Raw genomic sequence first — 16,129 nt, 5'->3', positions numbered from 1 at the left:
TTCGTTTTCAAAAAATTAAAAAGATTTAAATGTATGAAAACACTGCGATATCGATCAAGAGGAGATGAAGTATATTATTTAGAAGAAATTTTAACGAAGTTAGGATATGAGGTATACATCTCTAATTTCTTTGGTAAAGATACACAGGAAGCTGTGAAAGATTTTCAATCCAAAAATGACCTGGTCGTAGACGGTGTAGTAGGCTTAAAAACCTGGACAAAACTTATTGCAGCCGAGGATAGTTTGGGCAATTTCAATAACAAATTTTTATCAGAACAAGATGTAAAAGACTTTGCCGATCAGTTTGACTTGGAGTTGGCTATGGTAAAAGCTGTTAATGAGATAGAAAGTAGAGGTAAAGGTTTTTTGATAGACGGTCGACCTGTTATTTTATTTGAAGGACATATATTTTGGCGGGAATTAGAAAAAAGAGGTATAAACCCCTCTCAGTATGTATCCAATCATACCAAAGATGTGCTGTATAAAAAGTGGACAAGAACCCACTACAAAGGAGGGTCAGGAGAGTATGATCGCTTAGAAAAAGCGGCAGGAATCTCAGACGTATCTTCTTTTCATGATGCGGCTTATTGCTCAGCCTCCTGGGGGGCTTTTCAAATTATGGGCTTTCACTACGATCATTTGGGGTATGCATCTATAGATCATTTTGTCTCAGAAATGTATGAACATGAGCGTGAACATCTCAAGGCTTTTGGAAAATTTATCCAAAAAACCTCTTTTAAAGGCAAACCATTAATCGACTGGATCAAAGAAAAAAATTGGGCTAGATTTGCCGAGGGTTATAATGGTCCGGGATATAAAAAAAATAAATATGATAGTAAGTTGAAAAATGCTTATTTAAAGTATAGCATGGTCAATTCTTAGGATATAAAAAGTTGAATACAATCGAACGATAGTTTAATGAACTCCTTTTTTACTACCCAACTCACTGTATGCAATATTCATGATAGATAATTTTGAAAACGAATTTTTTGGTATTGGTATCCAAAATGGAAAAACACCTGAAAATTTAGGGGTTTTATGGCGTTCTGCTCAAAATATGGGAGCAAGTTTTATTTTTACCATCGGAAATCGTTATGCCAAACAAGCATGCGATACGCACAACGCAATTAAAGCTATGCCTTATTTTCATTATGATACGTTTGAAGATTTTTATAAACATTTACCTAAAGGAGCGATGTTGGTCGGGGTAGAGTTAACAAAAGATGCCGAGGCACTAGAAACATTCAAACATCCTAAACGATGTGTATACCTTTTAGGAGCAGAAGATCATGGGTTATCTAAAAAAGCAATCGAGAAATCACAATTTTTAGTAAAATTCGCATCCAAATTAAGCATCAACGTTGCCGTGGCAGGAAGTATTATTATGTATGATCGAGGAATCGATAAGCCGAGATTTATAAGATGATCTTATTAATTTATACCAAATATGCTATAAAATGGTATATAAAGGGTGCGAAGTTGCTTTTCTCTCCTTCGAAGCCGTAAAATTATCGCATAGTCATAGCTACGGAATTATTTTTCAATGAAGCAGGAGGGAAAATGAACAAGGAAATTTGTGTTATTTTATGGTAGATTTGGTATTAGTAATCATTAAAGTATATAGATTATCATGTGGATCTCTTTAATTTTTACGTTACTTTTATCATAACTACACTAATCTATGTTCGAAACAGTAGAAGGTCTTGTTGCAAGTTTTAGCTCTTGGGTTTGGGATTGGCCTTTACTTGTGTTACTTATTGGTGGTGGTTTTTTCTTTCTTATATATTCTCGGTTTACTCCGTATTTCTATTTTAAACACGGTATAGATGTACTTCGTGGTAAGTATGATCAAAATAACACTCCGGGTCAGCTAAGTCATTTTCAGGCATTGTCTTCTGCAATTGCTGCAACTGTAGGTATGGGGAATATTAGCGGAGTAGCCGTAGCGATTGTAGCAGGAGGTCCCGGAGCAGTTTTTTGGATGTGGATAAGTGCTTTGATCGGAATGGCTACCAAATTTTACACCTGCTCGCTTGCGGTTATGTATCGTACCACAGATAAAAATGGTAACACATATAGTGGTCCTATGTACGTCATCAGTAACGGGTTAGGAGCACGATGGAAGCCTCTTGCGGTTCTTTTCGCAATGGCAGGCTTGGTAGGAACACTTCCTGCTTTTACTGCAAATCAATTAACACAAACGTTAGTCGATGTGATGGAACTGGATGATTTCTATAAATGGTACATCGGGATTGGTTTGGCAATCATTGCTTCGGTAGTGATTTTAGGTGGAATCAGAAGAATTGGAGCAGTAGCTAGCAAATTAGTTCCTTTTATGGTGATACTTTATTTTGTTACTGTAATTACTATACTCAGTATGCAGATTACCATAGTGCCAGATATGTTTGTATTGATTTTTAAAGATGCATTTTTTGGGGAAGCTGCTGCAGGAGGTGCGTTGGGATATCTTATAATGACTGGCGTCAAAAGAGCTGCTTTTTCAAATGAAGCAGGTGTAGGAACTGCCCCGATGATGCACGGTACAGCAAAAACCAATGAGCCCATTCGCGAAGGTCTCGTAGCAATGATTGGACCTGCAATCGACACCCTGCTAGTATGTACATTAACCGCATTAGCTATACTGTCAACAGGGGTTTGGCAGCAAACTAGCAGCAACGGGATCTCTCTTACTTTAGATGCATTTAATACCGTACTTCCTTACCATTTGGGCAACGTCGTGGTTTTAATAATGGTTCTGATATTTGCATTTTCAACGTTATTCTCGTATTCATATTATGGAACTGTATGTTTAGGATTTTTGACCAAACCGAAATACGGAAAGTATTATAATTATATCTACATTATCTCTATTGTTATTGCTGCTGTAGTCAAAATTGAATTTGCTATTGATCTTATTGATAGTGCGTTTGCAATCATGGCTATCCCAACAGTTATTTCAGGCTTGTTGTTGGCACCTAGCGTAAATAAAGAAGCAAAGATGTACTTTGCAAAGTTAAAGTCATGATAATTTGGCAATTACAATAATTTTTTTATATTACCCAATGAACCCCAAAATACTATAAATAATGAAAAAACTATTTGCTATTTGTGCACTTACCATTTTTTTATCTTGTGAAGACGAATTAAACAGGCTTACCGTTTTTGAAGTAGATGATACAACAGAGTTTACTATTCCATCCTCAACCATAATTGAAATACCGGATAATATAGGTACTCCATCAATCACAACAAATTCTCAGTCAGAATTCGAAAATAACAATACCAATAGTAATGCTATAGAAAGTGTAACACTAAAATCCTTAAGGCTTACCATTCAAAGTCCAGAAGATGGAAATTTTAACTTTTTACAAGAAGTGCATATTTTTATAAAAGCCGATGGCTTAGAAGAACAAGAACTTGCTTTTGCCGAAAATATTGAAAATACAAATGCCAACGTATTAGATCTTCAAACTACGGGGGTAGAGCTGAAGGAGTATGTCAAAAGAGATTCATATAGTCTAAGGATAAACACAACCACAGACGAGACGATCAACCAAAATCATGATATCCAGGTGTATTCTGTGTTTCGAGTAGATGCAGAAATATTAGGGATTTAGTATCTAAATTCTCCTTAATCGTAACGAGCAGCAAACTTACTAAAGTTTGCTGCTTTTTTGCATTACGATGCAGTAAATACATCATATTACTATACCTTTGTTAAAAATCCATGAGGTATGACACACAAAGCAGGCTTCGTTAACATCATAGGAAACCCCAACGTGGGGAAATCGACATTGATGAACGCTTTTGTTGGAGAAAAGCTATCGATAATCACCTCCAAAGCGCAAACAACAAGACATAGAATTCTTGGGATCGTAAACGGAGATGATTTTCAGGTCATTTTGTCTGATACTCCCGGTATTATTAAACCGGCATACGAGTTACAAGAATCTATGATGGATTTCGTAAAATCTGCTTTCGAAGATGCCGACGTGCTCATTTATATGGTCGAAATTGGTGAAAGAGCCCTTAAAGATGAAGTTTTTTTCAACAAAATAAAAAATGCCAACATTCCTGTACTTTTATTAATTAATAAAATTGACACATCCAATCAGGAAAATCTAGAAGAACAGGTGCAATTTTGGTCTCAAAAAGTGCCAAACGCAGAGGTTTACCCCATCTCTGCGCTAGAAAATTTTAATATAAAAGAAGTATTTGGCCGTTTGGTAGAACTATTACCTAAATCTCCAGCTTTTTATCCAAAAGATCAATTAACAGATAAGCCAGAGCGGTTTTTTGTAAACGAAGCCATACGCGAAAAAATTCTTACAAATTATAAAAAAGAAATTCCGTATGCCGTAGAAGTTGAAACTGAAGAGTTTTTTGAAGATGATGATATCATTAGAATACGTTCTGTAATTATGGTAGAGAGAGATTCGCAGAAGGGGATCATTATTGGTCATAAAGGCGCGGCGCTTAAAAAAGTAGGTATCGAAGCCCGTAAAGAGCTTGAAAAGTTCTTTGGAAAACAGATTCATATAGAATTGTATGTAAAAGTCAACAAAAACTGGAGAAGCAGTCAGCGGCAGTTGAAACGTTTTGGTTATAACAATCAATAAAAATTCGGATACTATTTTTATTGGCACCACCAAAGGGTATAATACTCCCTAGGCTTGCCTCGAAATTGAAAAATTGTTTTCAACGAATGCCTATTGGGCTTGTCCCCCGAGGTAGTTTACTGTAAGCTATTGTCTAAATCTTAAAAGTTCGTTAAAGATTTGACACCATTCAATGTATACTGCTACAGGATTTGCAGAATGATTATGAGTTCATTCTAAATTTATCTTTGGGATAACGTTAAAGAAACATTGTTTACTAAAATTTGTGGATTTAATCATAGAACTGGTTTAAACTTTTTTCAATTTGCTAAAAAAATGCTGTTTTGCCCTTATATTTCATAATTTTTGACTTCCGTAGCGCCGCTATGCAAGTAAAAAATCACTTCATTTAAGCACAAAACCTTCATTTTTCGCCTAAATCAAAAAAGTTTAAACCAGTTCATACAAAATAGTAGTACTAATGAAAATCTTTAACAAATCAATTCTTATTACAACCTTAACTTTAGGAATATTTACGTCTTGTGATCTAGACGACTACTCTGGTGGTGGCGTAGATGAGGAGCTTCAGTTTAGCAAAATAGGTAGCTTAACCAATGGTTCTGGTGACGAGGGTTTTGCCGAAATCTCTGCCTTCGACCCCAAAACCAATAAACTTTTTATAGTCAACCCAAATGAAACAGAACTTTCGGTTTGGGATTTGACGAATCCTTCCAATCCAATACAAGGAGCAGATATTGTAGTATCAGGAGTTCCTAATAGTGTTGATGTTTATAAAGGTAAGGTAGCAGTAGCACTAGAAAACTCTTCAAATAAGCAAGCTAACGGAACAATAGCATTGTATGATGCCGAAACACAAACGTTAACCAATAGTTATGAAGTTGGTGCACTACCAGATATGGTGACTTTTAGCCCAGATGGTAAATACATCGTTGTTGCCAATGAAGGTGAACCTAATGATCTGTATACAAATGATCCCGAAGGTTCAATAGGTATTATAGATGTCGTACAAGGTCAGGTATCTACATTAGGGTTTTCAGGATTTAATGGTCGCGACATAGGTAATGATTTTAGGGTTTTCGGCCCCAATGCGTCTTTAGCGCAAGATGTAGAACCAGAATACGTAACTATTTCTGAAAACTCAAAATTTGCATATGTCACCCTACAGGAAAATAACGGGATTGCCATTGTAAACCTAGATACTAAAACGATAACAACTGTGCTTGGGTTAGGCGTAAAAGATTATTCATTGGCATATAACCAAATAGATGCTAGTGATGAAGATGGTATTGTTGGCAATTTTCAAAATTGGCCAGTTTTCGGGTTCTATCATCCAGATGCTATAACATTTGCAAAAATACGTGGAGGTGAATTCTTAATTACAGCAAACGAAGGAGATGCACGTGACTATGATGGTTTTTCAGAAGAAACTAGAGTTAAAGATCTCTTGCTTGATCCTATCATTTTTCCCAATGCGGAAACCTTACAGTTAGATGAGAATCTGGGCAGATTAAAAACTACTACAGCCAACGGGGATGTTGATGGAGACGGAGATTACGATGCTATCTACGCTTATGGAGGACGCTCTTTTACGATTTGGTCTACATCAGGAACGTTGATCTACGATAGTGGCGATCAGATAGGAAAAACTATTTTTGAGTTGAATCCTGCTGCTTTCAACTCAAATGAAGGTAGTGAAGCCGATAACAGATCTGATGATAAGGGTGCAGAGCCAGAAGCCGTAGAGACTTTACGGGTGGGTGATAAAACCTTATTGTTTGTTGGTTTAGAAAGAACCGGTGGCATAATGGTCTATGATATCTCTAATCCTTATCATCCCGAATTTTTAGAATGGTTACAGGATGATGCAGATATCTCCCCCGAAGGTCTGATAGCTATAGAAGCCAAAGACAGTCCGACAGGAAATCACCTAATCATGGTTACTCATGAGGTCTCTAACACGGTGGCAATCTACGAAATAAAATAAATCAACATATTGATTATCAAATATTTAATATAGTTCCATAAAAAATTTGTTGTTTTACAGTAACCGAGTTAATCGCAATACTTACTATCTTTGATTAAGTAATTATTTCACTGACTGACTATCAATTATGAAAAGTTCCTGAGGTCTTAACTATTTGGCCTTGGGACTTTTTATTTTTACTTCGTTTTGATGGTATTGCTCAAATAAAAAGGCTAATTTTACACTCATTTTAGCATATAGATCTTAATGAGCAGTATTGTAGCAATTGTCGGGAGACCCAATGTAGGGAAATCAACTTTTTTTAATCGTTTGATTCAGAGAAGAGAAGCTATTGTTGATGCCGTAAGTGGGGTGACAAGAGATCGTCATTATGGAAAAAGTGACTGGAATGGTGTTGAGTTCTCATTAATCGATACCGGTGGGTATGTGCTAGGTAGTGACGATATATTTGAAGCAGAAATTGATAAACAAGTAGAGCTCGCTATAGATGAAGCTGATGCTATAATCTTTATGGTCGATGTAGCGTCTGGTGTTACCGGCATGGATGAAGATGTTGCAAAGTTGCTTCGTAAAGTAGATAAGCCTGTATTTTTGGTGGTAAATAAGGTCGATAATGCCATGAGAGCTGCAGATGCTGTTGAATTTTATAGTTTGGGGCTTGGAGAGTATTATACTATTGCAAGTATCAATGGAAGTGGTACAGGTGATCTTTTGGATGCTTTGGTAAAAGCATTACCAGAGAAAATAGAAAATGAAGATGACGAGTTACCTCGATTTGCAGTAGTTGGCAGACCCAATGCTGGTAAATCTTCTTTTATAAATGCCTTGATTGGCGAGGATCGGTATATCGTTACCGATATCGCTGGTACGACTCGCGATGCTATAGATACAAAATATAACCGCTTTGGTTTCGAGTTTAATTTGGTCGATACGGCAGGAATACGAAGAAAATCTAAAGTAAAAGAAGACCTAGAATTCTATGCTGTTATGCGATCGGTTCGAGCTATCGAGCACTGTGATGTCTGCTTATTGGTGTTAGATGCCACGAGAGGGTTTGACGGCCAGGTGCAAAATATCTTTTGGCTGGCAGAGCGCAACCGGAAGGGAATTGTAATTCTGGTTAACAAATGGGATCTTATCGAAAATAAAGAAAGCAACACCCTCAAGGATTTCGAAAAATATATTCGTAGAGAGATAGCACCTTTTACCGACGTACCTATCGTATTTATTTCTGCGCTAACAAAACAGCGATTGTATAAAGCTATAGAAACAGCTGTAGAAGTATATAAAAACAGGTCTAAAAAAATTAAAACGAGCGAACTTAACGATATATTATTACCAATTATAGAGCACAATCCGCCTCCTGCCTACAAAGGAAAATACGTAAAAATTAAGTACATCACCCAATTGCCTACACCACAACCGCAATTTGCTTTTTTTTGTAATCTCCCTCAGTACATCAGGGATCCCTACAAACGTTTTATCGAAAATCAGTTACGTAAAGAGTTTGATTTTCGCGGTGTCCCGATATCTGTATATTTTAGGAAGAAGTAGTTTTGTTAGGTGTTAGGTCGAGCTTTGCTCTAGAAAGAAGCTTTCAATCAAAAATAATTAACTTTTTATGGGCACCGCAAAAGGATGTAATACCCCGAGGTAGTTTACAGAGCCTGTCGAGAATAGTAGCTACCAACTTCCGCCGGCACCTCCTCCACCAAAGCCTCCGCCGCCAAAGCCTCCTCCGAAACCTCCGCCAAAGCCACCACTTGATCCACCGCCAAAACTACCTCCGCCGTAGCTGCCACGACCCATATTACTTAAGATGATTGCATCTAGCAAACTACCACCACGAGATCGGTTGCCACGATTTCCTCTACCACCATTACCATGGTTGCTTTTTGAGAATGCTTTTACTATGATAATAAAAAATATAAATAGTAAAAATAATTGCCCGATAGGAAGTCCTTTTTTGTTATTTTTTTTTCTTTTTCCTTTAAAAGTTCCATCTAAAACCTTAAAAATGGCCGTGGTTCCTTTATCTAAACCCGTATAAAAATTTCCTTTTTTAAACTCTGGAGTAATAATTTGGTCTACAATAGTTTTCGAAACATAATCAGTAAGCTTATCTTCGACACCATAACCTGTAGTCATCCAAATTTTACGATCCACTTTTGATACCAGGATGAAAACGCCATTGTCCTCTTTTTTTTGTCCAATACCCCATTCATGAGCCCATTCTGCGGCGTATAATCCTATATTTTCTCCTTGTAATGAAGTAATGGTGGCGACCACGATTTGTGTAGAAGTTGTATCAGCGTATCGAACAAGTTTTTCTTCGAGTATATTCGCTTCAGATGTAGAAAGCATTTTGGCTTCATCATAAACCGATGTTTGTGCCTTTGGTTTCGCAGGGATAGCTCTTTGTGCGCATACTGTATTCGTGGCGAGATACAATATACCAAAGAAAAGTAGAACCGTAGCAAAACTATTTTTTGTAGACATCATTTATCCTTTCGATATTTCATCAGACAATTCATTTAAATCTGTATGATCCCAGGGGAAATATTGTTGCAATTGCGCTCCTGCCATTAAAATACCGTCAATCAATCCTTGTGTAAAATCACCTTTTTTGAATTGCGCTAAAATAGCATCTTTTGTACTTTGCCAGAAATGATCCCCCACTATTTTATGAATTCCTTCATCTCCATAAACTGCAAATTTGTGGTCATCTATGGCAACATAAATAAGTACGCCATTATGCTGTTCTGTAGTATCCATTTTAAGAAAATGAAAGACTTCTTTAGTTCGCTCTAATACATCAAGATCTGTGTGTTTTTCGATATGGACACGAATTTCACCAGAGGTCGTTTTTTCTGCATTTCGAATCGCTGCGACGATTTGCTCTTCTTGATCTGCGGTTAGAAAATCTTCTACTTTTGACATGAAACGCGGTTTAGTTTCTAAATTTCGTTGGTCTTGCTAAAGAATATTATATCCCCAGGGGTGGTTTACTTAAAATCAAAATCAACATCAGGTGCTTTTTCGACACCAGCTTCACCTTCAAATCGCGACATTTCATCAAATCCCAGTATACCTGCAAATAACGAATTTGGTAACACTTTGATATGTTTATTATATACACCCACCTGCTCGTTATATCGATTACGCTCTACATTAATCCGATTTTCGGTCCCTTCTAGCTGATTTTGTAAATTTAAGAAATTCTGATTCGCTTTTAGGTCCGGGTAACGTTCGACAGTAACTAATAACCTGGACAATGCAGAAGATAATCCCCCTTGTGCCTGTTGAAATTGTGCCATTTGACCTGCTGTAATATTGCTGGGATCTATAGTAACTGAAGTTGCTTTTGCTCTGGCTTCGATAACATCTTTTAAAGTAGAACGCTCAAAATCGGCTGCGCCTTGTACTGTTTTAACAAGGTTACCAATAAGGTCACTTCGCCTTTGGTATGCACTTTCTACATTTGACCAAGCTGTTTTTGCGTCTTCTTGAAGTACGACGGCTTTATTGTTAAAACTATAGGCCATGATTGCACCAATGATGAAGATGATTACAATAAGTCCAAGGCATCCCAAGCCTGCAAAAAGTCCTTTTTTCATTTATTTTATTTATAGTTAATAGCTCTTCCCTAATTTGTAATTTTATAGGTAACCATCAAAGGGTACGCTGCCCCCGGTAATTTACTAGCCAAGCTTATTATCAATTTAGAACATTCTTTAAAAGTTAAAGATGCTCTTTAATTTTTAGAAGCTGACCCTTAATTGATTCTAATTTACGTATAATATCAAAACTATCTAAAGCTTCTTGTTTCTGTTCTTTAAGGTGGGTTTTGGCACCTTCGAGTGTAAAGCCTCGTTCTTTAACCAAATGATAGATTAATTCTAAGTTTTTAATATCTTCTGGAGTAAATTTACGATTTCCTTTTGCATTTTTTTTCGGCTTCAGAATATCAAATTCTTTTTCCCAAAAACGAATTAATGATGTATTCACACCAAAAGCTTCGGCTACTTCACCAATACCATAGTACATTTTTTTTGGCAGGTCTACATACATAATTAGTCTTGTTGTTGCAAAAAACTTCCGTCGTCCTTAAAAATAAGCTTACTTTCTGGAAAATCCTCTTCAGTTAACTTTTTAATTTCTCGTAAAGCCGCTTTTTTTTCATCCATAAAAGGATATATCTCATCGATTTGCTTCGCAGAGTGTAGCACACCTTCAATAAAATTACCTTCAAGATCAATTGATATTTCTGCTATAGGGGCGTATCCTTTAATCCCGCGAAGATTAAATCTCGAATAGGTACAAAAATTGCCGAGGCTATAGGCTATAAATTTATTTTTATAAATCTCAAAAGCTCTAGAAACATGGGGGCCATGACCAAGAACAACATCAGCACCTGCATCGATTACGGTGTGTGCAAACAGGTACACATTACCGCGATCTTCTCCATAAAAACGCTCTGTCTTTCTGGTTACATGTGTATGCTTAAGTCCTTCGGCTCCGCCATGAAAAGAAACAATAACAATATCTGTTTTTTCTTTAAGTTCGGTAACTATAGTTGCTGCCTTACTTAAATTGTGAATTTTTAAGCAATCTTTATTAGGAGCAAAAGCACAGAACCCATAGGTAATTCCATTTTTTTCAAAAATTGTATACGGTTGCGCAAAAACACCTGCGTAGGCAATATTGTGTTTCTTTAGGGTTTTCATGGTATTTTTGATACCCACCTCACCAAAATCGCCTATGTGGTTGTTGGCGATACTCATTACATCAAAACCACTATCTTCAAGGTGTTTGCCATAGGCTTCAGGAGACCTAAAAGAATAACATTTAGAAGGGTCAGAGCAGCGCTTAGCGTTTTCTCCTTCATCGGTAAGTGTTCCTTCAAGATTTCCAAAAAGAAGATCTGCCTGGGTTAGAATAGGGTTAACATCGTCAAAAGGAGCCTTTCCCTCAGGGGGTAGATAGCTGTTATCAGGAAAGTTGGTTCCCATCATTATATCTCCTACCGCCATGATTTTGATGATTGAAGGTGTAGAGAGTTTTTGTTGGGTGCCTAATGCGACAACATACATAGCATCAATGGCTTCTTTTGTAAATTTTTGGGCCCAAATAGAAGAACTGAAGCCAAAAAAGAAAACCAAAAGAAGTATTTTACGCATACATCACTAATCTAATGATTCATTAACTAAATTAGATGCTTTAAGCATTTGATCAAATTCTTCAGAAGTCAAGCTTCCGTAGTAAAAGTTTCTTGGGTTGATTTTTTCTCCGTCTTTAAAGATTTCATAATGAAGATGAGGAGCTACAGATCTACCGGTGCTACCCACATATCCAATGACATCGCCACGTTTTACCTTTTGTCCTTTCTTTACATTATACTTACTGAGATGTGCGTATAAACTCATGTAATTAAAGCCATGATCGATACGAACATGTCTTCCGTAGCCGGTCGAATTTGCATCGGCTCTGGTAACTACACCATTTCCGGTAGCATAGACGGGGGTTCCTGTCGCTGCAGAGAAATCCATACCATAGTGAAATTTTCGAGCTTTTGTAAATGGATCGCTTCTCCAACCATAGCCAGAGGCCATTCTTTTTAAATCAGAATTTTGTATGGGCTGTATCGCAGGGATGGTAGCGAGAAGTTCTTCTTTCTGTTCTGCCAGTGTAGCAATTTCATCAAGAGATTTTGATTGCACTACGATTTGTTTGGTTAGCTTGTCTATTCGTTCACTACTTTCAATGATCATTTTAGAATTATCGAAACCTTCAAGGGTTTTGTAGCGATTCACACCTCCAAATCCTGCATTTCTAAGCTCTTCGGGTATAGGGTTTGCACCAAAATAAAGTCTATAGATATTATCGTCCCGCTCTGCAATTTCCTGAAGCACGTCTTCATTACGTTTCAGCCTCTTATTCATAAGATCATATTGCAACTGCATGTTTTCAAGCTCTCTTTTGTACGCTTTTTCTTTAGGTGTTTCTAATTGCGGGATATTGAGATAAACGAGAAGCAATATGAAACCAGCTAAAAATGAACCGATTATCCCAATGGCTGCAATACCAAATTTACGACCTTTCTTTTGCTCTATTCTGCGGTAAGAAAGCGTTTCACTATCATAGTAATATTTAACCTTTGACATAATTTAAAATATGCTATTTTTGCAGGATATCAACCAAATAAAGTCCTGTTTTTAAACAAGACCTGGCAACAAATATAGTAAAATGTTGCAAAGTGTAGAAAAAACTGACAAATATAGAAACGATAGCCTACATAAAGCTGCGATGCAAATTGTTATCGGCACATACGAAACATACATTTAATTATAAAGTATACCAGTGAAATCCCGTCAAATCAGAAATACGTTTTTAGACTTTTTTAAATCAAAGAATCACGAGGTGGTACGCTCTGCACCTATGGTCATAAAAGATGATCCTACCCTAATGTTTACTAATGCAGGGATGAACCAGTTCAAAGAATATTTTCTAGGAAATGGTACCCCCAAAAGCAATCGTATTACCGATACTCAAAAATGTTTACGAGTAAGTGGTAAGCACAACGATTTGGAAGAAGTGGGGATGGATACCTACCACCATACCATGTTCGAAATGCTTGGCAATTGGAGTTTTGGAGATTATTTCAAAAAGGAGGCCATACAATGGGCTTGGGAGCTACTTACCAAAGTATACGGCATCGATAAAGATATGTTGTATGTTTCTGTTTTTGAAGGGGCAAAAGATGAAGGTCTTGAGATGGACAACGAGGCTTATGATTTGTGGAAAGAAATTATTCCGGAAGATAGAATCATTATGGGCAATAAAAAGGATAATTTCTGGGAAATGGGAGACCAAGGTCCTTGCGGACCCTGTTCTGAAATACATGTCGATATTCGATCTTCAAAAGAAAAAGCCAAAATCCCAGGGCGAGAACTAGTCAATGCAGATCATCCACAAGTAGTTGAGATCTGGAATCTAGTTTTCATGCAATACAACAGAAAAGCTAATGGATCTTTAGAAAAATTACCTGCACAGCATGTGGATACAGGCATGGGATTCGAGCGTTTATGCATGGTATTACAAGGGGTAAAGTCAAATTATGATACCGATGTTTTTACACCTTTGATACGCGAGATAGAAGTTATTACGAAGTCTACATATGATAAAGAAAGCTTACCCGCTAATGAAGATGGAAAAGTAAGTGTTGCCATTAGGGTTGTTGCAGATCATATACGAGCAGTCTCTTTTTCTATTGCCGATGGTCAATTGCCCAGTAATACAGGTGCAGGCTATGTAATTCGAAGAATTTTGCGCAGAGCCATACGATATGGTTTTACATTTCTAAATACCAAAGAGCCTTTCATTTATAAATTAGTGGATACCTTGGTCGAACAAATGAGTGCTACATTTCCAGAACTTAAGGCACAAAAAAATCTAATCATCAATGTCGTTAAAGAAGAAGAACAATCTTTTTTAAGAACCCTGGATCAGGGATTAACGCTATTAGATGATGTCATACGAAACACCAAAGGGAAAGTAGTCTCAGGTAAAAAAGCTTTTGAATTATACGATACCTATGGGTTTCCGATAGATCTCACTACACTTATAGCAAGTGAACAAGGGTATACACTTGATGAAAATGCTTTTGAAAATGAACTTCAAAAGCAAAAAGAACGATCCAGAGCTGCATCACAACTTTCAACGGGTGATTGGGAACATGTTCACGATAATACACTTGAAGGTTTTGTTGGATATGACCAGCTCTCGTCAACAGTTAACATCAATCGTTTTCGAAAAATAAATAGTAAAAAAGAAGGGAATCTTTACCAGCTTGTTTTTAATAAGACACCTTTTTATCCCGAAAGTGGTGGACAAGTGGGAGATAAAGGGTATTTAGAAGATAAAAATGGTGATGTAGTATATATTATAGACACGAAAAAAGAAAATAATCTAATTGTTCATTTGGCCAAAAGCCTGCCTAAACAAGTAGATGGAGAATTTACGGCGGTTGTAGATCGCAAACAACGTACCAGAACAGCATCAAACCATACAGCAACACATCTTTTGCATCAAGCTTTACGATCTATTTTGGGAACACACGTAGAACAAAAAGGATCTATGGTGCATAGTGGTAATCTAAGATTTGATTTTTCACATTACGCAAAAGTTTCTGAGGAAGAACTTAGGCAAGTAGAAGATTTTGTAAATGCACGTATTCGAGAGTACTTACCCCTTCAAGAAAAACGTGATGTTGCATATGATCAGGCAATTTCTGAAGGTGCAATTGCACTTTTTGGCGAAAAGTATGGCGATGCCGTGCGTACCATTCGATTTGGTGAATCAATGGAATTGTGTGGGGGAACCCATGTGCCCAATACCAGGGATATCTGGCATTTTAAAATTACTTCAGAAAGTGCGATTGCTGCCGGAGTACGTCGTATAGAAGCAATTACCGGGGATGCTGCCAAAGAATATTTTACTACACAGTCTGATGCTTTTAATCAGGTTAAAACTACACTCAACAACGTAAAAAATCCTATACAAGCAATTACATCTCTACAAGAAGAAAATGCAACGCTTAAAAAACAGATCGAAGCTTTGCTTAAAGCTAAAGCCAAGAATCTTAAAGGAGATCTTAAAGCAGCACTCGAAGAGAAAAATGGAATTCATTTTCTAGCAAAAAAAGTGGATCTGGATGCCTCTGGAATCAAAGATGTGTGTTTTGAGTTGGGTGGAGAAATAGACAATGTATTTATTATTTTAGGATCAGAACAACAAGGTAAAGCGATATTATCATGTTATATTTCTAAAAGTTTGGTTGAATCCAAAGGACTGAATGCAAGTCAAATTATAAAAGAATTGGGGAAATGTATTCAAGGTGGCGGTGGCGGACAACCATTTTTTGCAACAGCTGGGGGTAAGCATCCGGCAGGAATAGAAGAAGCATTGGTAAGTGCAAAAAAATATGTGTAAATCTAAAAAAAGCAAATGAGTATTCATGTAGCATGCCCTGCTTGCAAAAAAGAAGTTGCAAGTAACGAAGATATTTGTCCAACTTGCGACTTTCCGTTTAACGGAAGCGAAAAGGAAAAATCAATTCATATAGGAAGATTTATTAATAAAAAAGGAATAATTATAGATTCTAATAATGCTTTGAAAGGAATTAGAAACATCCTTTTTATAGTAGCGACCTTTCAAATACTAAAACTTCTTATTTCAATTAATCAAGGATTTAATGATATATTTACAATAGGAATTTATGTTTTTTTATCATTAACATTCATTTTATCTGGAATTTTAGTAAAAAAAAGTCCACTGCTTTTTACCATTTTTCCATTAATTCTTCTGTTAGGGCTGTATTTTTTACAGTATTTAGTAGATCCAACTTCGATTTATAGTGGAATTTTCTTTAAAATAGCGATAATTGGAGGAATGTTGTATAGCGTTTTCCTGACAATTAAATCTAATAAGTTCAAAAAAACATATAATTTATAAACGGATTATTAGT

Annotated in this window: 15 protein-coding genes; 9 read left to right on the top strand and 6 right to left on the bottom strand. The window is 36.6% G+C overall.

Annotated elements, in window-relative coordinates:
- Window positions 1–33 precede the first annotated feature (33 nt).
- The 7 genes from J8281_RS05380 to der all read left to right on the top strand — a co-directional run bounded on the left by J8281_RS05380 (window position 34) and on the right by der (window position 8,157).
- On the top strand, window positions 34–882 hold the full coding sequence (locus J8281_RS05380; protein ID WP_210196582.1) for an N-acetylmuramidase family protein: 849 nt from the start codon (window positions 34–36) through the stop codon (window positions 880–882).
- A 79-nt stretch (window positions 883–961) separates the two neighbouring features.
- Entirely contained in the window at window positions 962–1,426 is a 465-nt protein-coding gene (locus tag J8281_RS05375) for an RNA methyltransferase (protein ID WP_210196581.1), read from the top strand.
- 255 nt (window positions 1,427–1,681) lie between these two features.
- Window positions 1,682–3,025 (top strand): sodium:alanine symporter family protein, encoded by a 1,344-nt coding sequence (locus J8281_RS05370; protein WP_210196580.1) that lies wholly within the window; start codon window positions 1,682–1,684, stop codon window positions 3,023–3,025.
- Window positions 3,026–3,086: 61 nt separating this feature from the next.
- Window positions 3,087–3,617 (top strand): hypothetical protein, encoded by a 531-nt coding sequence (locus J8281_RS05365; RefSeq protein ID WP_246848982.1) that lies wholly within the window; start codon window positions 3,087–3,089, stop codon window positions 3,615–3,617.
- 117 nt (window positions 3,618–3,734) lie between these two features.
- A complete protein-coding gene (era, locus tag J8281_RS05360) occupies window positions 3,735–4,619 on the top strand; it encodes a GTPase Era (RefSeq protein ID WP_210196579.1) in 885 nt (294 codons plus the stop codon).
- 460 nt (window positions 4,620–5,079) lie between these two features.
- Entirely contained in the window at window positions 5,080–6,603 is a 1,524-nt protein-coding gene (locus J8281_RS05355; protein ID WP_210196578.1) for a choice-of-anchor I family protein, read from the top strand.
- A gap of 246 nt (window positions 6,604–6,849) precedes the next feature.
- On the top strand, window positions 6,850–8,157 hold the full coding sequence (gene der, locus J8281_RS05350; RefSeq protein ID WP_210196577.1) for a ribosome biogenesis GTPase Der: 1,308 nt from the start codon (window positions 6,850–6,852) through the stop codon (window positions 8,155–8,157).
- 129 nt (window positions 8,158–8,286) lie between these two features.
- Here der and J8281_RS05345 read toward each other — a convergent pair whose 3' ends face one another.
- From J8281_RS05345 to J8281_RS05320, 6 genes are all read right to left on the bottom strand, one after another.
- Window positions 8,287–9,105, bottom strand: coding sequence for a YgcG family protein (locus J8281_RS05345; protein ID WP_210196576.1), 819 nt, complete (start codon window positions 9,103–9,105; stop codon window positions 8,287–8,289).
- The gene (locus J8281_RS05340; RefSeq protein WP_210196575.1) at window positions 9,106–9,543 is read right to left on the bottom strand and encodes a TPM domain-containing protein; all 438 of its coding nucleotides are present in this window, start codon (window positions 9,541–9,543) and stop codon (window positions 9,106–9,108) included.
- A gap of 65 nt (window positions 9,544–9,608) precedes the next feature.
- Window positions 9,609–10,220, bottom strand: a complete 612-nt coding sequence (locus J8281_RS05335) for a LemA family protein (protein WP_210196574.1) — start codon at window positions 10,218–10,220, stop codon at window positions 9,609–9,611.
- Window positions 10,221–10,344: 124 nt separating this feature from the next.
- Window positions 10,345–10,674, bottom strand: a complete 330-nt coding sequence (locus tag J8281_RS05330; protein WP_210196573.1) for a MerR family transcriptional regulator — start codon at window positions 10,672–10,674, stop codon at window positions 10,345–10,347.
- Between the two features lie 2 nt (window positions 10,675–10,676).
- Window positions 10,677–11,783 carry a CapA family protein gene (locus J8281_RS05325; RefSeq protein ID WP_210196572.1) on the bottom strand — a complete coding sequence of 369 codons (1,107 nt, stop codon included), beginning with the start codon at window positions 11,781–11,783 and terminating at the stop codon, window positions 10,677–10,679.
- 6 nt (window positions 11,784–11,789) lie between these two features.
- Window positions 11,790–12,767, bottom strand: a complete 978-nt coding sequence (locus J8281_RS05320) for a M23 family metallopeptidase (protein ID WP_210196571.1) — start codon at window positions 12,765–12,767, stop codon at window positions 11,790–11,792.
- Window positions 12,768–12,963: 196 nt separating this feature from the next.
- Between J8281_RS05320 and alaS the strand changes: the two genes are divergently transcribed.
- Complete coding sequence (gene alaS, locus J8281_RS05315) at window positions 12,964–15,594, top strand: alanine--tRNA ligase (RefSeq protein WP_210196570.1); 2,631 nt, start codon at window positions 12,964–12,966, stop codon at window positions 15,592–15,594.
- A 15-nt stretch (window positions 15,595–15,609) separates the two neighbouring features.
- Complete coding sequence (locus J8281_RS05310) at window positions 15,610–16,116, top strand: hypothetical protein (RefSeq protein WP_210196569.1); 507 nt, start codon at window positions 15,610–15,612, stop codon at window positions 16,114–16,116.
- Window positions 16,117–16,129 lie beyond the last annotated feature (13 nt).

Source organism: Aquimarina sp. U1-2, from assembly GCF_017897595.1.
GTDB lineage: Bacteria > Bacteroidota > Bacteroidia > Flavobacteriales > Flavobacteriaceae > Aquimarina.
This window is presented reverse-complemented; position numbering and strand designations above follow the sequence as displayed.